The sequence below is a fragment of the Paraburkholderia sp. MM5482-R2 genome (assembly GCF_050436125.1).
Classification (GTDB): domain Bacteria; phylum Pseudomonadota; class Gammaproteobacteria; order Burkholderiales; family Burkholderiaceae; genus Paraburkholderia; species Paraburkholderia tuberum.
On sequence record NZ_JBNDLP010000003.1, the window covers coordinates 1,688,093 to 1,708,112 of the forward strand.

Below are 20,020 nucleotides of genomic sequence, written 5' to 3' on the forward strand. Positions count from 1 at the left end.
GTCCAGCGAGCCGCGTTCAGGTTTGAGTCAATAGCGGCGCAAGCGGAGCGCTTATGCCCACAACGCCGAGGTTTCGATATTACGCAGGTCGAACACGAGCACTTCCGCATCGCGGCCCTGCGTGAACGTCAGCGCTTCTTCACCCCGCACCCGCGCGCCGTCACCCTCGCCAAGCTCGACGCCATTCACCGTGACGCTGCCGCGCGCCACCTGAACATATGCATAGCGGTCCTTCGCGAGTTCGAGCCGCGCGGTTTCCTCGCCGTCGAACAGACCGGCATACACGCGCGCATCCTGTTGCAACTGCAGCGAACCGTTCGCACCGTCCGGCGACAGCACGAGCCGCAGCACACCGCGCTTGTCGGCCGCGCCGAAGTGCAGTTGCTGATAGCGCGGCTTCGTGCCTTGCTGGGCCGGCGCGATCCAGATCTGCAGGAAGTGCACCGGCTCGCTCTTCGAATGGTTGTATTCGCTGTGCGCCACACCGGTGCCCGCGCTCATCAACTGGATGTCGCCCGGCACGATCACCGAGCCCGTGCCCATCGTGTCCTTGTGTTCGAGCGCGCCTTCGAGCACGTACGAAAAGATCTCCATGTCGCGATGCGGATGCTTGCCGAAGCCCTGCGCCGGCGCCACACGGTCGTCGTTGATCACGAGCAGGTCGGAGAAGCCGTTCTGCTTCGGATCGTGATAGTTCGCGAACGAAAACGTATGCCGCGAGCTGAGCCAGCCGTGTTCCGCGCGGCCACGTTGGTTGGCGTGTCTGATTTCGAGCATGCTCTTTCTCCTTGAGTTTTGTCGTGCGATCCGGGCCAGATATTTGGCTGCGATCCATGAACGACAGTGTAGGTCAATCAGCATGGCTATAATCATGATAAAACTGGAAACACTGTCGCATTGGAGTGGACAATACGATGCAACTCGATGACATGCGCATCTTCGTCGCGACCGTCGACGCCCACAATTTCACCGCCGCGGCGAACCGGCTGTCGCTGTCGAAACAGTTCGTGAGCCGCCGTGTGATGGCGCTCGAGGAAGCACTCGGTGTGCAACTGCTGATCCGCAACACGCGCAAGCTGGCGGTGACCGATCTGGGTCAGGAGTTCTACGAGCGCGCGAAGCGCATCCTCGGCGAGGTCGAGGACGCCGAGCAGGCCATGTCGCTGCGCCGCGCCGGGCCGCGCGGGCTGCTACGCGTGAGCGCGCCGATGTCGTTCGGCATGATGCATCTGTCGCCGCTCGTCGCGGCGTTTCTGCGCGAGCATCGCGACGTGCGCTTCGACATGGAACTGAGCGACCGCGCCGTCGATGTGGTCGGCGAAGGCTTCGATATGGCGATCCGTATCGGCACGCTGGCGGATTCGTCGCTGATCGCGCAAAAGCTGATCGATGTGAAGATGGTGGCGTGCTGCAGCCCCGGTTATCTGCGCCGGCGTGGCAGCCCGGCCGTGCCTGGCGATCTCGCGAACCACGAATGTCTGCTGTACGGCCACGGCGGCGCGGTGAGCTGGGACTTCAGCGTCGAGGGCGTGGTGAAGAGCGTCGAGGTGCGCGGGCCGTTACGCGCCAATAACGGCGATCTGATTCGCGATGCGGCCGTCGCGGGACTTGGAATCGTTCGGCTGCCGGATTTCATCGTCGCCGATGCGCTCGCAAGCGGACAACTCGTGCCCGTGCTCGAAGCGTTCCTGCCGGCGGCGACGGGCGTCTATGCCGTGTATCCGCAGCATCGGCAAAGCTCGGTCACGATCCGGGCATTCGTCGAGTTTCTGCGCAGGCATCTGAGGAAGAAGCTCGCGACCGAACCGCGGACGCCCGTCGGCTAATCGCCTAAACCCTATCAACCGTTGCGGAAGATAAAGCTGTACGCGCTCAACGCCGGCACGCCGCCCAGGTGCGCATACAGCACGCGCGAGCCGGCCGGAAATTCGCCGTTGCGCACCTTGTCGATCATGCCGTGCATCGACTTTCCCTCGTACACCGGATCGGTCAGCATGCCTTCGAGCCGCGCGCACAGACGGATCGCCTCGAGCGTGCCGTCGTTCGGCAGACCGTATTCCGGGCCGCCGTAGCGCTCGTCGAGCACGATGTCCTTCGCGGTGATGTCGCGGCCCAGTTCGACGCTCTCGGCGGTCCGCTTCGCGATGCGTGTGATCTGCTCGCGTGTCTGCGCCGGTTTCGCCGATGCGTCGATGCCGATAACCCGATCGGCGCGGCCGTCGGTGGCGAAACCGACGACCATGCCAGCCTGCGTGCTGCCCGTCACCGAGCACACGACGATGTAGTCGAACCTGAAGCCTAGTTCGGCTTCCTGCTGACGCACCTCTTCGGCAAAGCCGACGAAGCCGAGGCCGCCGAGCGGATGGTCCGAGCAGCCGGCCGGAATCGCGTACGGCTTGCCGCCGGCCGCGCGCACGCTGTCGAGCGCGTCTTCCCAGCTCTTGCGAAAGCCGATGTCGAAGCCGTCCGGCACGAGCCGCACGTCGGCGCCCATCATGCGCGACATCTGGATGTTGCCGACGCGGTCGTACACCGCATCCGAGTAGTTGACCCAGTTCTCCTGCACGAGCACGCACTTCAGGCCCAGATGCGCGGCAACCGCCGCGACCTGGCGCGTCTGGTTCGACTGGATGCCGCCGATCGACACGAGCGTGTCGCAGCCCTGCGCGAGCGCGTCGGGGATCAGATATTCGAGCTTGCGGGTCTTGTTGCCGCCGAACGCGAGGCCGCTATTGCAGTCCTCGCGCTTGGCATACAGCTCGACCTTGCCGCCGAGATGCTCGCTCAGACGCTTGAGCGGTTGAATTGGCGTCGGTCCGAAGGTGAGCGGGTAGCGGGGGAATCGTTGCAGGTTCATCGCGGCTCCGTGGTGGGGTGATTTCCATGAGTTCATGTTAGGAAAAACCGCCAGAAATGAGCTTGCGAAAAAAATCGCCTAGACGTATTTTTCGAAATCAAAGAATGTCCACCTCCTAATAAAACTTCGTACATATGGTCATGAGCGCAACGAAAGTTCGTGCTGGAGCGCCACCTTCGGGCATCGGCGCGATTCACCACCCGCTCGATCGCATCGATCGCGCAATCCTGCGGCAGTTGCAAACCGACGCGTCGATTTCGAACGTGGCGCTCGCCGCGAAAGTGAAGCTGAGCGCGCCGGCGTGTTTGCGGCGCGTCGAACGCTTGAAGGAATCGGGGCTGATTCGCGGCGTGGTCGCGCTGCTCGATCCAAAGGCGGCCGGCGCGGGCATGCTCGTGATCATCGGCGTGGTACTGGATCGCTCGACGCCCGAGTCGTTCGCCGAGTTCGAGAAGGCCGCGCAGAAAGTGGCCGGCTGCATGGAGTGCCACGTGGTGACCGGCGAGTTCGACTATTTCATGGTGATCCGCACGCGCGACAGCGACAGCTTCAATCGACTCCACGCCGAGCAGTTGCTGTATCTGCCGGGCGTACGGCAGATCCGCTCATTCATGGTGCTGAAGGAAATCCTGTCGACCACGAAATTTCCGCTGTGAGTCGCGCGGCCGCGCCGCCGGCCGCGAAAGCGCGCATGCTGTCATAAACGCCGCACCCGCGCGACCAAGCTTCGGCGCACCCGCATGCGGCCGTGGCAGCACCGTGCCAACGCGGGCGGGCGCCGGCACTTTTCCGGAGCGACCATCATGACTCGCAACAGAGCGCAATTCCTTACATCGTTCGGCGGCACCTCGAAACGCACGCGCGCGGCCGTGTTGTCGTTGCTGCTAGGCGCGGCCGCGCTCGCGTTGCCGCTCGCGCAGCGCGTCGCGTTCGCGGCGGAGAGCGCCGTCGTGATCGCGCCGCCCGCGCTCGACGAACCGATCCCGGCCAGCACCGCGCACGAGGAAACCGCGGTGTTCGCGGGTGGCTGCTTCTGGGGCGTCCAGGGGGTGTTCCAGCATGTGCGTGGTGTCACGCGGGCGGTGTCCGGCTACTCGGGCGGCTCACGCGACACCGCGCAGTACGAGACCGTCAGCGGCGGCGAGACGGGGCACGCCGAATCGGTGCAGGTCACGTTCGATCCTGGCAAGGTCACCTACGGCCAGTTGCTGCAGGTGTATTTCTCGGTGGTTCAGGACCCGACCGAGCTGAATCGTCAGGGGCCCGACAGCGGCACGCAATACCGCTCCGCGATCTTTCCGCTGAACGACGCGCAACGGCACGTCGCGCAAAGCTACATTGCGCAGCTCGACAAGTCGCACGTGTTCCCCGCGCCGATCGTCACGAAGACGGAGCCCTACAAGGGCTTCTATCCGGCCGAGTCGTATCACCAGAACTATCTGACCTTGCATCCCGATTCGGCCTACATCGTGTTCAATGACATGCCGAAAATCGCCAACCTGAAACGCCTGTTCCCCAACCTGTATCGCGACAAGCCGGTGCTCGTCGAAGCAGGGCAATAATCCCTCTGAACGGCGGCGCCAGCGGCGCCGCCGCAGCGCCGGACCGTCTTCGGGTTACGCCTTGCGTCGCGCTCGTCACCAATCTTCCACAGAGTTGGCGCATATCTTGCGCAGCAATGCTCCGTTGGCCATTGTCCACGTCACCGCGGCGCGCAAGGACTATGCGCAGTGGCCACACGAGCGCGGGGGTCATGCGGGCTCGCCGCGCCTCGTGCACATCGCGCTGCCCGCTTCATCGATTGGAAAAATTACACGCCGTAAGTAACAGCGCGGCGGTCGTCCGCGTTTTTGGGTCCGCGCTGGACCCCGGGCGCAAACCTAACCTCATCGCGACGAGCGAAATTGGAGGCTTCCGGTGGTCAACAGCCGTAGAAAGAAGCGGGGCGCCATGCCTCGCCATAAACAAACCGGCATCGCGGCGGGCTCGCTCGTCGCCGCGACCTTGGGCGCGATGGCCTGCGTGCCGGGTGTGGTCTTCGCGCAGACGCCGTCGCCGCTCGGCGAATGGCAATATTCGGTGGGCATTCCGCTGCAGAAGATGTGGCAGCCGAACATTCCCGACTGGCAACTGCGCTTCGGCGTGGCCACGTCGTTCCAGCCGCGCTTCGAAGGATCGGACCGCTATCACCTGGTGACCGGCCCGAGCATCGACGTGCGCTACAAGGATCTGTTCTTTCTGTCGAGCGGCGAAGGCTTCGGCGTGAATTTCGCACAGGGCGAGAACTGGCGCATGAGTCTCGCCGCGGTCTACGACCTCGGGCGACGCGGCCAGGACGATCCGCAGGAACTCAACGGGCTCGGCAACATCAACCCGGCGCCCGGTCTGAAGCTTTCGGGCGAGTACGTCGTGTCGAAGGATTTTCCGCTCGTCCTGCGCGCCGATATCCGCCGCTATTTCGGCGGATCGAACGGCTGGATCGGCGATCTCGGCGCCTATATGCCGATGCCCGGCAGCACGAAGCAGTTCATTTGGTTCGCCGGCCCGAACGTGGTGCTCGCGGACTCCAATTACATGAACAGCTGGTTCGGAGTCAATCAGGAGCAGGCCGCGCACTCGCAGTATCCGCAGTATCACGCGAGCGCGGGCTTCAAGTCGGTGGGTTTCGGCGTCAGCGCGATCTGGCTGTTCAGCAAGCACTGGTTCGCGACCGCCGACGGCGCGTTCGAGCAGCTCGTCGGCAGCGCGGGCAACAGTCCGATCACGCGCAGCCGCGCGACCGGCGTCGCCGACGTGTCGATCAACTACCGGTTCTGACGCACCGCCGCCGCGCAGCCAATGCGCCGTGACTTGGTGGGAATAGCCCTTGCTGACTCTGTGATCGCGCGCCGCGACGCCTCCGTCGCCGCGCGCCTGAACACAAGGAGTCGATCCCCATGGCAGGTAAAGCGAATACCCAGAAGGCCGCGGCCCAGGCAAACGGGGCAGCGCAGTCGAACGACGCGAAATCGAACGATCTCGAACGCAATCGCGTGAAGCCGCAAGGCGAGGCCCTGAGGACCAATCAGGGCGTCAAGATTGCCGACAACCAGAACACGTTGCGAGCGGGACCGCGCGGTCCATCGCTGCTCGAAGATTTCATCATGCGTGAAAAGATCACGCACTTCGACCACGAGCGCATTCCCGAACGGATCGTGCACGCGCGTGGCTCGGCCGCGCATGGTGTCTTCAAGGTCTACGAATCGATGCGCGAGTACACCAAGGCCGCATTTTTGCAGGACCCGGCCGCCGCAACGCCGGTCTATGTGCGTTTCTCGACCGTGCAAGGTCCGCGCGGCTCTGCCGACACCGTGCGCGACGTGCGCGGCTTCGCGACGAAGTTCTACACGCAGGAAGGCAATTTCGATCTGGTCGGCAACAACATGCCGGTGTTCTTCATCCAGGACGCGATCAAGTTTCCTGACTTCGTGCACGCGGTGAAACCGGAAGCACCGAACGAAATGCCGACCGGCGGGTCCGCGCACGACACGTTCTGGGACTTCGTCTCGCTCGTGCCCGAATCGGCGCACATGGTGCTGTGGACGATGTCGGACCGCGCGATTCCGCGCAGCTTTCGGACGATGGAAGGCTTCGGCGTTCACACGTTCCGCTTCGTCAATGCGCAGGGCAAAGCTCGTTTCGTCAAGTTCCACTGGCGTCCCGTGCTCGGCTCGTATTCGCTGCTGTGGGACGAAGCGCAGAAGCTCGCGGGCAAGGACCCGGACTTTCACCGCCGCGACCTATGGGAAGCGATCGAGCGCGGCGATTATCCGGAGTACGAACTGGGGGTGCAGATCGTCGAGGAAGCCGACGAGCACAAGTTCGATTTCGACCTGCTCGATCCGACCAAGCTGATTCCGGAAGAGCTGGTGCCGGTGAAAATCATCGGCAAGATGACGCTCAATCGCAATCCGGACAACTTCTTCGCCGAGACCGAACAGGCCGCGTTCCATCCGGGGCATATCGTGCCGGGCATCGATTTCACCAACGATCCGTTGCTGCAGGGGCGTTTGTTCTCGTACACGGACACTCAGATCAGCCGCCTCGGCGGCCCGAACTTTCACGAGATTCCGATCAACCGGCCGGTCTGTCCATCCGTCAACAATCAGCGCGATGCGATGCATCGGCAGGCGATCCATGTCGGCCAGGCGTCGTACGAGCCGAACTCGCTGAACGAGGGCTGGCCGAAGGAAACCGATCCGGCCGCTGAAGATGGCGGCTTCGACAGCCATCAGGAACGCGTCGAGGGCACGAAGATTCGCGTGCGCAGCGACTCGTTCGCCGATCATTTCTCGCAGGCCGCGTTGTTCTACAACAGCATGTCGCAGCCGGAAAAAGACCATATCGCGGCGGCCTATCAGTTCGAGCTCGGCAAGGTGACGAAGGCCGAGATTCGCGCGCGTCAGGTCAACGAGATTCTCGCGAACTTCGACGCCGATCTCGCCGCGAAGGTCGCCGAAGGACTCGGCTTGCCGGAGCCGAAAAAGGGCACGGCGAAACTCGTCGGGCCGAAGACGTCGCCGGCGTTGAGTCTGCTCAATCGCGTGAAGCCCGGCATCAAGACCCGCAAGATCGCGCTGCTCGCCGCACCCGGCTCCGATGGCGCGGCGATCAAACAGTTGCAGCAGGCGCTCACGGGTGAAGGCGCAACGCCGATGCTGATCGCGCCGACGCTCGCCGAGATCGATGGCCTCGCGCCCGACGCGACGATCGCCGGGCTGCCATCGGTGATGTTCGACGCGGTGATCGTCGTCGGCGGCGAGGAGGGGGCGAAGGCACTGTCGCAATCGGGCGATGCGCGGCACTTCGTGCTCGAAGCGTTCAAGCATCTGAAGGCGATCGCGGCGCTCGGCGCGGGGCGCGACCTGCTCGCGGCCGCGCAGTTGCCCGCGCAGCCGGAGGGCGTCGCGACCGGCGAGGACTCGCAGTCCGCCGATGTGTTGAAGGCGTTCATCAAGGCCGCCGGACAGCATCGCGTGTGGTCGCGCGCGGCGCAGGCGGAATCGGTGCCGGCCTGAGCGGGCCGAGCCGGTTGCGCTGATGCGCTGCCGCGTTAGCCGCTGAACGGTGCTGAGCGTAGCTGAAACGCGGCGCGTCGATACGCGTCGATGCAGGAGCCTGGCCGGTGTTAGCCGGCCAGGTTCTTTTTGCATTCCGCGTCGCGCGTGCGGGTCGTCCTTGTATGATGACAGCGGTCGCATCGCGGCACTCGACACCGTGCGCAGACCCGAAAGATATTCCGCATCGACCCGATTCGCCATGCCACTTACAGAAAAAATGACCGCATCGCCGGCCGTCGATCAACTCCGTTTCCGCCGCATCCTTCGCCGCAATATCGCGCTGCCTTTGGGCGTCGGCCTCGTCACGATGGCGCTGTTCGTCGGCTTGATCGCGTATCTCGTGTCGACGATGAACTGGGCCGAGCACTCCGGGCGCGTGATCGGCGACGCCAACGAAATGCTGCGGCTCGCGGTGGATCGCGAATCGTCGATGCGCGGCTTTCTGATCACCGGTAACGAGAGTTTCCTCGCGCCGTATGAAAACGGCGGCCCGAAATTCAAGGCACAGCTCGAAGCGTTGAAAAAGCAGGTCGCCGACAACCCGCCGCAAATCGAGCGGCTCAAGCAGATCGAGGCCTCGCAGGAGCGTTGGAGCCGCTTCGCCGAACAGATCATCGACGCGCGCCGCCGCAACCAGGACTATGAGAGCGCGATCGCAGCGGGGCGCGGCAAGCTCGAATTCGACGAAACGCGCCGCGAATTCGGCGATTTTCTCGACGTCGAATTGCGCTTGCGCCAGCAGCGCGTCGAAGCGACGCGCAACGTGACGGCGACGCTGGTCGGCATGTTCCTGCTGTTCAGCCTCGTCGTCAGCGGCCTGCTAGCGTGGCGAGGCCGTCGCGAACTGCTGGACCTGTCCGGGACCTACGACGACGTGCTGCGCCGTCAGGCCGAACAGACCGCGCTGCTCGAGCAGCAGGTCTGGTTGCGCTCGGGCCAGCGCCTGCTCGCGGACAAGGTCGTCGGCCAGACGAGCGCGCCGCTCGTCGGCCGCGCGATGCTCGAGTTTCTCGCCCAATATCTCGATGCGCTCGTCGCCGCGCTGTACGTGCGCGACAGGCAGAGCGGCACGCTGCGCCGCATCGCCGCGTACGGCTATAGCCGTGACAGCGAGCAGACGGCCGCTCCGAGTTTCGAGGAGGGTGAAACGCTGGTCGGCCAGGCCGCGCGCTCGCGCCGCACGCTGGTGTTGCGCGACGTGCCGGCCGATTACGTGCGGGTCGTGTCGGCCACTGGCAGCGGCGCGCCGCGCAATCTGCTGATCCTGCCGATCGACAACGACGGCCAGGTCAACGGCGTCGTCGAAATGGGCTTCCTGCGCGAGGTGACGCCGCGCGACGAAGAGTTCATGGAGCTGATCCGCCACAGCATGGGCAATTTTCTCGAGGCGGCGCTGTATCGCGAACGCCTGCAGGATGCGCTCGCCGAGACGCAGCAGCTGAACGAGGAGTTGCAGGTCCAGCAGGAGGAGTTGCGGGTCTCCAACGAAGGGCTCGAGGAACGCGGCCGCGCGCTGTTGGAATCGCAACGGCGCCTCGAAGCGCAGCAGGCCGAGCTCGAACAGACCAACGTGCGGCTCGAGGAATACGCGCTGCGGCTGGAGCGGCAAAAATCGGATCTGCTGCGCGTGCAGAACGATCTGGCGGCCAATGCGGAGCGCCTCGAACAGTCGAGCCGCTACAAGTCCGAGTTCCTCGCGAACATGTCGCACGAATTGCGCACGCCGCTGAACAGCTCGCTGATTCTCGCGAAGCTGCTGCAGCAGAATCGCAGCGGCAATCTGACCGACGAGCAGGTGCGCTACGCGGAGACGATCCACGCGTCGAACAGCGATCTGCTCGTGCTGATCAACGACATTCTCGACCTGTCGAAGGTCGAGGCGGGTCAATTGACGGTCGAGCACGAAACGGTGTCGATCGAGGCGACGCTGCAATCGCTCGAAGAAATGGTTCGTCCGATCGCGGCGACCAAGCACTTGCGTCTCGCCTTCAACAAGTTGCCGGGCACGCCCGATACGTTCGTCACCGATGGCCAGCGGCTCACGCAGATCCTGCGCAACCTGCTGTCGAACGCGGTGAAGTTCACCGAGCGCGGCGAGGTCACGCTCGAGGTCGCCAGGGTCGAGGACAACGTGCTGCGCTTCGACGTGCGCGATTCGGGCATCGGTATTCCGGCCGACAAGCTCGACCTGATCTTCGAGGCGTTCCAGCAGGCCGATGGCTCGACGAGCCGTCAATATGGGGGCAGCGGCCTCGGGCTGTCGATTTCGCGCGAGTTCTCGCGGTTGCTGGGCGGGCGCATCACGGTGGCGAGCGAAGTCGGCAAGGGCAGCGTGTTTTCGCTGCGGCTGCCGCTCGATGCGCGCGAGGCGCGCGTGAGCGCGGACAGCGCGATGACGAGCGCCGCCACGCTGAACGCGCTGAACCCGCTGAACGCGGGCATGGGCGCGCAGGCGACGGCGCAAGCGCCGTTGCTGCGCACGCCGCTCGACACCGCACCCGCCGCGGTGATCCCGCCAGCGAATGGTCTGGCAGGCCGGGCGCCGCCCACCGCGTCGCGCGAAGCCTTGCTGCCCGGCGCCGCCGAGCCCGCCGCCGCGTCGATAGCCGACGATCGCGACAATCGCACCCGCGCGGGCCGTCTGATCGTCGCGGTCGAAGACGATCCGCCGTTCGCCGCGATTCTGCGCGATCTCGTGCACGAACTCGACTTCGACTTCGTGCACGCGAGCGATGCCGCGAGCGGCCTCGCGCTGGTGCGCGACATGCGGCCGGCCGCGGTGCTGCTCGACGTCGGTCTGCCGGACCGCTCGGGCCTCACGGTGCTCGAATGGCTGAAGAACGATCCGCTGACTCGCCATATTCCGATCCATATCGTGTCGGCCACCGATCACGCCGACAAGGCGCTGCACCTCGGCGCGATCGGCTACACGCTGAAGCCGACCGCGCGCTCGACGATGGAGGCCGCGATCCGCCGCCTCGAAGCGCGGCTGCAACAGCGCCTGAAACGCGTGCTGGTGATCGAGGACGACGGGCCGATGCGCGAAAGCATCCGCGCGCTGCTGCAAAGCGAGAACACCGAGATCGTCGCGGTCGCGACGCTCGCCGAGGCATTCGAGCAACTGTCGGCGCTGACGTTCGACTGCGTCGTCACCGATCTCGCGCTGCCGGACGGCACCGGCTACGATCTGCTCGAACGCCTCGCCGCGAACAGCGCGCATGCATCGCTGCCGGTGATCGTCTACACGGGCCGCATGCTGTCCGACGAAGAGGAGCACCGGCTGCGCCGCTACTCGAAGTCGATCATCATCAAGGGCGCGAAATCGCCGGAGCGTCTGCTCGATGAAGTCACGCTGTTTCTGCATAGCGTCGAGTCGTCGCTCGCGCCGGAGCAGCAGCGCATGCTGCGCACCGTGCGGCAACGCGACAACGCGTTCGAGGGCCGCACGATCCTGCTCGCCGAAGACGACGTGCGCAACATCTTCGCGCTGTCGCACGTGCTGGAGCCGCTCGGCGCGAAACTGCTGATCGCGCGCAACGGCCGCGAGGCGCTCGATCAACTGGAGAACGGGCCGGAAGTGCATCTGGTGCTGATGGACATCATGATGCCCGAGATGGACGGCCTGACCGCGATGGGCGAGATTCGCCGCAATCCGCGCTTCGCGCATCTGCCGATCATCGCGCTGACCGCGAAGGCGATGGCGAACGATCGCACGCGCTGCCTCGAAGCGGGTGCCGACGACTACGTGTCGAAACCGATCGACGTCGACAAGCTCGTCGCGCTGTGCCGCGTGTGGCTGCGGCAGCGCTGACGGCGCGAGCGTTGGCACGCAAGCGAGCAATGCGATGAAACCGTCCGCATCTGAGGTACCGCACCGCATCAGCGATTTCGACATCGAGCTGCGGCTGCTGCTCGAGGCGATCTATCTGAAGTATCAGCACGACTTTCGCCACTACGCGATGTCGTCGCTGCGCCGCCGCCTCACGCAGGCGCTCGATGAATTCAACGTGGAGACGCTGTCGCAATTGCAGGACCGCATCATGCGCGACGGCTACGAGTTTTCGCGGCTGTTCCGCTACCTGACCGTGCAGGTCAGCGACATGTTTCGTGATCCGTCGTATTTCCTCGCGCTGCGCGAGCACGTGCTGCCGCGTTTGCGCACCTACCCGTCGATCAAGGTGTGGGTCGCCGGATGCAGCACCGGCGAGGAGCTGTGGTCGCTGAAGATCCTGTTCGACGAGGAGGGTCTCACCGAGCGCACGCTGTTCTACGCGACCGACATCAACCCCGACGCGCTCGCGCGCGCGGAGGCGGGCATCTACGCGCTCGAACGCATCCAGGGCTTCACGCAGAACTATCTGGCGGCGGGCGGCACGCGTTCGCTGTCGGACTACTATCATGCAGCGTATGGCGGCGCGCGCTTTGCCGGCTCGCTCAAAGAGCGCGTGGTGTTCGCCGATCACAGCCTGTCCACCGACGAAGTGTTCCTCGAAGCGCATCTGGTGTCGTGCCGCAACGTGCTGATCTATTTCGATCGCGGCTTGCAGGATCGCGCGTTGGGGCTGTTCGAGGACGCACTGGTGCGGCGCGGCTTTCTCGGCCTGGGCAGCAAGGAAACCCTGCGGTTTTCACGTCACTACCCGGCGTTCGACGAGTTTCGCGCGGCCGAACGCATTTATCAGAAGCGTTAGCGAGGTCGCGATGCCACGCTCGACCAGTGAACCCCCGCCCACCCAGGCCGCCGACGCCGGCACCGCCGCGCGGACACACGCGCGGCGCGGCTATCAACTGGTCGTGATCGGCGGGTCGGCGGGCGGCATCGAGGTGCTCAAGGTGCTGCTCGCCGCGCTGCCCGCGCGCTTCGCGGCGGCCGTGATGATCGTCGCGCATCTGCCGCCCGATTCGCCGAGCTATCTGGTGCCGGCGATCGCGCATCGCTGCGCGCTGCCGGTGCTCGAACCCGATGCGGGGGAGCTGATCCTGCCGGGCCGCGTGTACGTCGCGCCGGCCGGTTATCACATGCTCGTCGAAGTGGACCGCACAGTCGCGCTGTCGACCGCTGCGGCGGTGCGCTTCTCGCGGCCGTCGATCGACGTGCTGTTCGAATCGGCCGCCGCGGTGTACGGCGAGCGGCTGCTCGCGATCCTGCTATCCGGCGCCAACGACGACGGCGCGCAGGGGCTCGAACGCGTGCGCGCGCTCGGCGGCACCGCGTGGGTGCAGGACCCCGGCAGCGCCGGTGCACCGGAGATGCCGCGCGCGGCGATCGAGCGCGGCGCGGCCGACGCGATCTACAATCCCGAAACCCTGGCGAAGCGCCTTGCCGCGCTGCCGACTTCCCTCTGATCCGGTGCCATGACGAACTCACCTGTGAACATCCTGATCGTCGACGACATCGTCCACAACATCACCGCGCTGGAAGCGTTGCTCGCGCGGCCCGACGTCGCGGTGCTGGTCGCCGACTGCGGCACCGCCGCGCTCGATCTGCTGCTCAAGCACGAAGTCGCGCTGGCGATTCTCGACGTCAATATGCCCGGCATGAACGGCTTCGAGCTGGCCGCGCTGATGCGCGGCAGCCCGCGCACGTCGCACGTTCCGATCATCTTCCTGAGCGCGACCGCGCAGGACGCGTCGCGCACGTTCCGTGGCTATGAGGCGGGCGCGGTCGACTTCCTGTACAAGCCGTTCGATCCGCGCATCCTGCAATCGAAGGTCGACGTGTTCGTGCAACTGGAGCAGCAGAAGCGCGAGCTCGCCGCGCAACTGGTGACGACGCGCCAGATGCTCGAAGCGAACGAAATGCTGATGGCGGTGCTCAGCCATGACCTGCGCACGCCGCTCGGCGCGGTGCTGGCGTCGGCGGAATACCTGATGCGCACGGCCGCCGACGAGCAGACCGCAACCGTCGCCGCGCGCGTGAAGAACAGCGCCCTGCGCATGGCGCGGATGGTCGATCAGCTGCTGAACCTCGCGCGCCTGCAAGGCGGACGTCTGCCGTTGCAGCCGCGCTCGATCGAGCTCGCGACGCTGTGCCGCTCGGTCATCGACGAATTCGCATCGCAGAAGAGCGGCAAGCAGATCGTGTTCACCTGCACCGGCAATACGGCCGGCGCGTGGGATACCGATCTCGTGTGGCAGGCGGTGTCGAATCTCGTCAGCAATGCGCTGCATCATGGGGCGCCGGAGGGCGATATCGGCGTGGAGGTCGATGGCGACGCCGAGGATTGCGTGCGCCTGAAGGTGTCCAATCGCGGCACGATTCCGGCGGAGGTGTTTCCGCATCTGTTCAAGGCGTTCGCGTCGAACGGCAACGGCGCGCGCTCGCGCGAAGGGCTCGGGCTCGGTCTGCATATCGTGCAGGAGATCGCGCGCATGCATGGCGGCGACGTCAGCGTCGTATCCACGGACGAGTCCGGCACGACCTTTACGATCGAATTGCCGAGGACGGTGCCGTTGCCGCGGGGGGCGTTTACCCGGCGATAAAGCATCGCCAGGCCGGCGATCACGCCGGTGGGCCACCGCGTGCCCGCTGTGCTACGCTTGCCGCAACCTCATTCACGCAGCGCAAGCACGAATCCCCATCATGCGTTCCTGGCGCCTCGCATCACCGCAGCGCAGCGGTCAGATCAGCACCGCGCGCGCCACCGACCTCGTCATGGCAATCTCCCACCCGGATGCCGACGCGCTCGCCGCGAGCATTCTGCTGACGGTTGGCGAATCGTTGTCGCTGCCCGTCTCGCAGTGCACGATCTTCGCGTATGAGTTCGACGCGCGGCCCCGTACGGTGTCGGCGGCCGACCATCGCGGCGGGCATTTTCTGCGCGACGTCGCCGAACGCTACGCCGCGCATTTCTATGCGCTCGACGGCAATCGCGCGGTCATCGGTCAATCGAACCACCGCCGGCGCACCGCTTCGCGCGATGCGCTGGTGCTGCATCAGCAGCGCGGCGACGAAATCGAAAACGAAGCGTATCGCGCGGCCTGCTACGCGCAGCCGAACGTATCCGACCGGCTGTCGTTGCTCGTGCAGCCGGCGGATAGCGTGTGGCTGTCGATCAACCTGTATCGCGACCGCGCGTACGGCGTGTTCGCGCCGGGCGAACTGGAGCGGATCGAAAGCGTCGCGCCGCTGTTCGCGCATGCGGCGAAGGGCCAATACGCGCTGAACGGGCAACATCAGCAGGGCACCGGTGCGGCGATGCTCGCGCGCGTGCGGCGCGCATGTCCGACGCTGACGCCGCGCGAGCTCGACGTATTGCGTGGCACGCTCGATGGCGCGAGCGCGGCCGAGATCGCCGGGCAGATGGGCGTGAAGCCGGCGAGCGTCGTCACGTACCAGAAGCGCGCGTACGCGCGGCTCGGGATTTCTAATCAGCGGCAACTGTTCGCGTTGTGTATGCAGCCCTAGCTGCACATCTGTCGAAACTCACGCCGAAGCGCGCGTCGCATCGCGCTTCGAGTTCGCTTCAACTCCGCTTCAACTCCGCTTACCCCGCGCCTCGGCCTGCGCCTCCCGATCCCAGCGTTTCAACCACGGCATCACGAAATCCGCGAAGCCGTCGGCCGATGGCGACAGCGCACGCTCGGTCGATCGATACACGCACACCTCGCGAATCGTTTCAGGTTCGACGATGCGCTTCATCACGAGCCCGAAGGTCCGCGCGAGCGGTGCGACATAGGCTGGCGCGAGCGTGACCGCCAGACCTTGCGCGGCGAGGCCGAACGCGGTGGTCACGTTGTCGACGACATCGACGGGAATGATGCGCGCCTCGACCGGCAGATTGGCGAGCATCTGGTCGACCGCGCGCTCGTGGTCGCGGCCGGTCGCGACGATCGGCATGTCGCGCGGATGCTGCCACTGCACGCGGCGGCGCGCGGCGAGCGGATGCGCGGCCGAGCACCACATGACCCACGGACTCGCGAACGCGGGCTCGGAGCGCACGCGCGGCCCGCTTTGCCGATCCGGGCCGATCGCGAGATCGATGTCGCCGCTCTCGACGCGCTCCACCAGTTGCTCGACCACGGTATCGCAGACGCGCACGACCACCTTCGGTTTGTCGCGCGCGTATTCGGCGATCGCCGCGGGCAGCGCCGTCGACGCGATGACGAGCGGCGCGCCGACCCGCACGATGCCGGCCGCGCGGTTGCGGATATCGTCGGCGGATTGGGCGGCTGCGCGCACGTGGCGCAGCACCGATTCGGCCGACGCCAGAAAGTCCTGCCCCGCGCTGGACAGCGCGACGCGCCGCGTGGTGCGATCGAACAGCCGGAAGCCGAGCTCCGTTTCGAGTTCGGCAAGCAACTGGCTGACCGCCGACGAGGTCAGCCCGAGCCGCTGCGCCGCCGCGCCGATGCTGTGCAGATCGACGATGGCGAGGAACGCTTCGAATTGACGGATCGTGACGCGGGTAAGAGGCATACGATCGATTCTAAAGAAAAACTTACGAAGCGTGAAAAATCGATTGATTGTGCGCGGCGCATCGACGACCGACACTCGTGCGGGTCGACTTGGCCCGGCAAACCCGCTTAGACTCAAGGTTTGCCCTGTCGTCCCGCGGCGCGCGGACGACCGCTACAACAGGCCTGCAGAGGCCGTCTTCAAGGACCCGTCATGTTCGACCATATTCCCGCCTATCCGGGCGACCCGATTCTGAGCCTGAACGAAGACTTTCAGCTGGACCCCCGGCCGAACAAGGTCAACCTCAGCATCGGCATCTATTTCGACGACGCCGGCAAGCTGCCGGTGATCGACGCGGTGCGCCGCGCCGAAACCGCGCTGCTCGACGCGATCGGCCCGCGCTCGTATCTGCCGATGGCGGGTCTGCCGCTCTATCGCGACACCGCGCAGGCGCTCGTGTTCGGCGCCCACAGCGCGGCGCGCGCCGAAGGCCGGATCGCGACGCTGCAAACGCTCGGCGGCTCGGGCGCGCTGAAGGTCGGCGCCGATTTCCTGAAGCGTTATTTCCCCGGCTCGCAAATGTGGATCAGCGATCCGAGCTGGGAAAACCATCGCGTGGTGTTCGAAGGCGCGGGCCTCACGGTCAACACCTATCCGTACTACGACGCGCAAACGGGCGGCCTGCGTTTTGCCGAAATGCTCGCCGCAATCGACGCGCTGCCGGAAAAGAGCATCGTGCTGCTGCACGCGTGCTGCCATAACCCGACGGGCGTCGATCTGAGCCCGTCGCAATGGGCGGAACTGGTGCCGGTTTTGCAGCGCCGCAAGCTGATCGCATTCGTCGACATGGCCTACCAGGGTTTCGGCGCGGGCCTCGAAGAAGACGCCGCGCCGGTGCGCCTGCTCGCCGACGCGAACGTGCCGCTGATCGTCGCGAACTCGTTCTCGAAGAATTTCTCGCTTTACGGCGAGCGCGTCGGCGCGTTGAGCGTGGTCTGCAAGAGCGCCGACGAAGCGGCGCGCGTGGCGGGCCAGCTGATGTCGGCGGTGCGCGCGAACTACAGCAATCCGCCGACGCACGGCGCGCGCCTCGTCGCCAACGTGCTCGCCGATGCGACGCTGCGCGCGTCGTGGGAAGCCGAGCTCGGCGCGATGCGCGAGCGCATTCTGGCGATGCGCAAGGTGATCCACGCGGGGCTCGACGGACGCGTCGATGAAGTGATGCGCGCGCGCTATGTCGCGCAGCGCGGCATGTTCACGTATACGGGCCTGTCCGAAAGCCAGGTCGAGCGTCTGCGCAACGAATACGCGGTGTACGTGCTGCGCTCGGGCCGCATGTGCGTCGCCGGGCTGAACGCGCGCAACGCGGACTATGTCGCGTCGTCGATCGCGGCGGTGGTGTCGGGCGCCTGAAGCGCTCCGGCGCTCGGGCCGCTGTTGCGGCACGCGTGAATATGATGGGCGGCGCGCACGGGCGCGCCGTCACAACGACAAACTTGGAGACACCGACGATGGCCACGACCCTCGAAGCGCAACCGGCGAGCCCGCCCAGATCGGCCGCGATGCATCCGGACGAATGGCAGGCGCGCGTGCAACTTGCCGCGTGCTACCGGATTTTCGATCTGCTCGGTTGGACCGAGATGATCTACAACCACATCACGCTGCGCGTGCCCGAAAGCGTCAGCGGCCCGGAGCGCCAGTTCCTGATCAATCCGTTCGGGCTGCACTACAGCGAAGTGACCGCGAGCAATCTGGTGAAGATCGACGCGCAGGGGCGCGTGCTCGATGGCTCGCCGTATCCGGTGAATCCTGCTGGCTTCGTGGTGCATGCGGCGCTTCACGAGGGCTTGCCCGACGCGCACTGTGTGATGCATACGCATACGACGGCGGGCGTCGCGGTCGCCTGCCTCGAAGAGGGCCTGCAGCAGACCAACTTCTATAGCGCGCAGTTGCACGACCGGATCGCGTATCACGACTTTGAAGGCATCACGATTCATGCGGAAGAGGGGCCGCGGCTGCTCGCGCATATCGGCGACAGGCAGGCGGTGATCCTGCGCAACCACGGTCTGCTATCGTGGGGCCGGACGTTGCCGCAGACCTTCGCGATTCTGTGGACGCTGAATCGCGCGTGCGAAGTCCAGGTGGCGACGTTCTCGATGGGCCGCGCTCGGCCGGTGCCGGAGGAGGTCGCGATTCGCTGCTCGCGCGACGCGCTGCAGTTCGATCCGCGCCACGGCGCCGGGCAGGACGTGTTCGATGCGCTGGTGCGGCGGGTCGACCGGATCGATGCGAGTTTCCGGCAATGATTGAAGCCACGCGTAAAAGAGCGCGACAATCAACGCTGCAATGATCACAGCAACAGGCAAGGATTCAGGCGATGAAAGTAGCGATCTACGGCGCCGGCTCGATCGGTGGCTGGATGGGAGTGAAGCTCGCGCAGGCGGGCCATCGGGTCAGCGTGGTCGCGCGCGGCGCGACGCTCGACGCGGTGCGCCAGCATGGTCTGCGGCTGATCGAAGGCGGCGTGATCTACGCCGAGCAGGTGAAGGCGAGCGACAAGCCGGCCGATCTCGGCGTGCAGGAACTCGTCGTGATAGCGGTGAAGGGCCCGGCGATGGCGACCGTGGCCGCGCATATCAAACCGCTGCTCGGCCCCGAGACGATCGTGCTGACGGCGATGAACGGCGTGCCGTGGTGGTTCTGTGACGGCCTGGGCGGCGAACTCGCCGGCCAGCGCCTGAAGACGATCGATCCCGACGGCGCGATCACCGCCGCGATCCCGGCCGCGCAGACGGTCGGCTGCGTCGTGCATGCCAGTTGCCTGATCGACGCGCCCGGCGTGGTCCGGCATCACCAGGGCAACGGGCTGATCGTCGGCGAGGCGTCGGGCAAGCCGAGCGAGCGTGTCGAGCTGCTCGCCGCGCTGTTGCAGGCGGCGGGCTTCCATGCAACGGCTTCGGCGCAGATCCAGCGCGACGTGTGGTTCAAGCTATGGGGCAACATGACGATGAACCCGGTCAGCGCGATCACCGGCGCAACGACCGACCGGATCCTCGGCGACGAACTCGTGCGCGGTTTCGTCACGCACATCATGCTGGAGGCGAAGGAAATCGGCGCGCGCTTCGGCATCCCGATCGACCAGGCGCCCGACGACCGTCACGCGGTCACGCTGAAACTCGGCGCGATGAAGACATCGATGTTGCAGGACGTGCAGGCCGGCAAGGCGGTCGAACTCGATGCGCTGGTCGGCGCGGTGCGCGAACTCGGGCAACTGACGCGCGTGCCGACGCCCTATACGGATGCGTTGCTCGGACTCGCGCGGCTGCATGCGAGTACGTTGGGCTTGTATCCGAGGCAGTGAGGTCGGTCTGCCAGCGCCCGTTTTGTTGTGATGGCTGTAATTCCCTCGCACTGCTGCGGCATTGCCGTTACCGCCTCTAGCGAACCGCCTCCAGGGAGGCGGTTTTTTTACCCGCGCCAGGCCGTGGCGGCAACCGGCAGCTTCGCCGCTTCGATCAACGACAACGCGCGCCGCGAGTCGTCGAGTTCGGTCAGGCACAAGAGCGCAAGACGCGCGAGATACAGCGACGCCTGCGCCTCGCCTTCGTGGGTCAGCGTGTTGCACAGCGTCGTATAGATGAGGTCGAGATCGGAATCGGTCATGAT

The 20,020-nt window shown here is 65.6% G+C and carries 17 protein-coding genes; 13 read left to right on the top strand and 4 right to left on the bottom strand.

What is annotated here, in order from left to right:
- Nucleotides 1-51: 51 nt before the first annotated feature.
- A complete protein-coding gene (locus tag OKW37_RS29885) occupies nt 52-777 on the bottom strand; it encodes a pirin family protein (RefSeq protein ID WP_429403055.1) in 726 nt (241 codons plus the stop codon).
- A 137-nt stretch (nt 778-914) separates the two neighbouring features.
- Here OKW37_RS29885 and OKW37_RS29890 point away from each other — a divergent pair, with 137 nt between their 5' ends.
- On the top strand, nt 915-1,826 hold the full coding sequence (locus tag OKW37_RS29890; RefSeq protein WP_429403056.1) for a LysR family transcriptional regulator: 912 nt from the start codon (nt 915-917) through the stop codon (nt 1,824-1,826).
- Nucleotides 1,827-1,840: 14 nt separating this feature from the next.
- Here OKW37_RS29890 and OKW37_RS29895 read toward each other — a convergent pair whose 3' ends face one another.
- Nucleotides 1,841-2,857: a 1-aminocyclopropane-1-carboxylate deaminase gene (locus OKW37_RS29895; protein WP_429403057.1), complete on the bottom strand. Its 1,017-nt coding sequence runs from the start codon at nt 2,855-2,857 to the stop codon at nt 1,841-1,843.
- Between the two features lie 140 nt (nt 2,858-2,997).
- On the opposite strand from OKW37_RS29895, the gene OKW37_RS29900 reads away from it, so the two are divergent.
- The 9 genes from OKW37_RS29900 (at nt 2,998) to OKW37_RS29940 (ending at nt 15,364) form a co-directional block, all read left to right on the top strand.
- A complete protein-coding gene (locus OKW37_RS29900; RefSeq protein ID WP_026226668.1) occupies nt 2,998-3,513 on the top strand; it encodes an Lrp/AsnC family transcriptional regulator in 516 nt (171 codons plus the stop codon).
- A gap of 147 nt (nt 3,514-3,660) precedes the next feature.
- Nucleotides 3,661-4,419 (top strand): peptide-methionine (S)-S-oxide reductase MsrA, encoded by a 759-nt coding sequence (gene msrA / locus OKW37_RS29905; protein ID WP_429403058.1) that lies wholly within the window; start codon nt 3,661-3,663, stop codon nt 4,417-4,419.
- Nucleotides 4,420-4,774: 355 nt separating this feature from the next.
- Entirely contained in the window at nt 4,775-5,674 is a 900-nt protein-coding gene (locus OKW37_RS29910) for a MipA/OmpV family protein (RefSeq protein ID WP_184060007.1), read from the top strand.
- Between the two features lie 119 nt (nt 5,675-5,793).
- Nucleotides 5,794-7,914, top strand: a complete 2,121-nt coding sequence (gene katE / locus OKW37_RS29915; RefSeq protein ID WP_429403059.1) for a catalase HPII — start codon at nt 5,794-5,796, stop codon at nt 7,912-7,914.
- Between the two features lie 259 nt (nt 7,915-8,173).
- Nucleotides 8,174-11,767 (top strand): response regulator, encoded by a 3,594-nt coding sequence (locus OKW37_RS29920; RefSeq protein WP_429510063.1) that lies wholly within the window; start codon nt 8,174-8,176, stop codon nt 11,765-11,767.
- 34 nt (nt 11,768-11,801) lie between these two features.
- Nucleotides 11,802-12,647: a CheR family methyltransferase gene (locus OKW37_RS29925; RefSeq protein WP_429403062.1), complete on the top strand. Its 846-nt coding sequence runs from the start codon at nt 11,802-11,804 to the stop codon at nt 12,645-12,647.
- A gap of 10 nt (nt 12,648-12,657) precedes the next feature.
- Nucleotides 12,658-13,302, top strand: a complete 645-nt coding sequence (locus OKW37_RS29930; protein WP_429403063.1) for a chemotaxis protein CheB — start codon at nt 12,658-12,660, stop codon at nt 13,300-13,302.
- A gap of 9 nt (nt 13,303-13,311) precedes the next feature.
- On the top strand, nt 13,312-14,439 hold the full coding sequence (locus OKW37_RS29935; protein ID WP_429403064.1) for a hybrid sensor histidine kinase/response regulator: 1,128 nt from the start codon (nt 13,312-13,314) through the stop codon (nt 14,437-14,439).
- Between the two features lie 100 nt (nt 14,440-14,539).
- Entirely contained in the window at nt 14,540-15,364 is an 825-nt protein-coding gene (locus OKW37_RS29940; RefSeq protein WP_429403065.1) for a helix-turn-helix transcriptional regulator, read from the top strand.
- Between the two features lie 69 nt (nt 15,365-15,433).
- Here the strand turns inward: OKW37_RS29940 and OKW37_RS29945 are convergent, their stop codons facing one another.
- Nucleotides 15,434-16,375 carry a LysR family transcriptional regulator gene (locus OKW37_RS29945; protein ID WP_429403066.1) on the bottom strand — a complete coding sequence of 314 codons (942 nt, stop codon included), beginning with the start codon at nt 16,373-16,375 and terminating at the stop codon, nt 15,434-15,436.
- Between the two features lie 192 nt (nt 16,376-16,567).
- Here OKW37_RS29945 and OKW37_RS29950 point away from each other — a divergent pair, with 192 nt between their 5' ends.
- From OKW37_RS29950 to OKW37_RS29960, 3 genes are all read left to right on the top strand, one after another.
- Nucleotides 16,568-17,767, top strand: coding sequence for an aromatic amino acid transaminase (locus OKW37_RS29950; protein ID WP_429403067.1), 1,200 nt, complete (start codon nt 16,568-16,570; stop codon nt 17,765-17,767).
- A gap of 98 nt (nt 17,768-17,865) precedes the next feature.
- Nucleotides 17,866-18,660, top strand: a complete 795-nt coding sequence (locus OKW37_RS29955; RefSeq protein ID WP_090809816.1) for a class II aldolase/adducin family protein — start codon at nt 17,866-17,868, stop codon at nt 18,658-18,660.
- 71 nt (nt 18,661-18,731) lie between these two features.
- Entirely contained in the window at nt 18,732-19,715 is a 984-nt protein-coding gene (locus OKW37_RS29960; protein WP_184060025.1) for a 2-dehydropantoate 2-reductase, read from the top strand.
- A 107-nt stretch (nt 19,716-19,822) separates the two neighbouring features.
- On the opposite strand, the gene OKW37_RS29965 is transcribed toward OKW37_RS29960, so the two are convergent.
- On the bottom strand, nt 19,823-20,017 hold the full coding sequence (locus OKW37_RS29965; protein WP_429403068.1) for a hypothetical protein: 195 nt from the start codon (nt 20,015-20,017) through the stop codon (nt 19,823-19,825).
- Nucleotides 20,018-20,020: the final 3 nt, after the last annotated feature.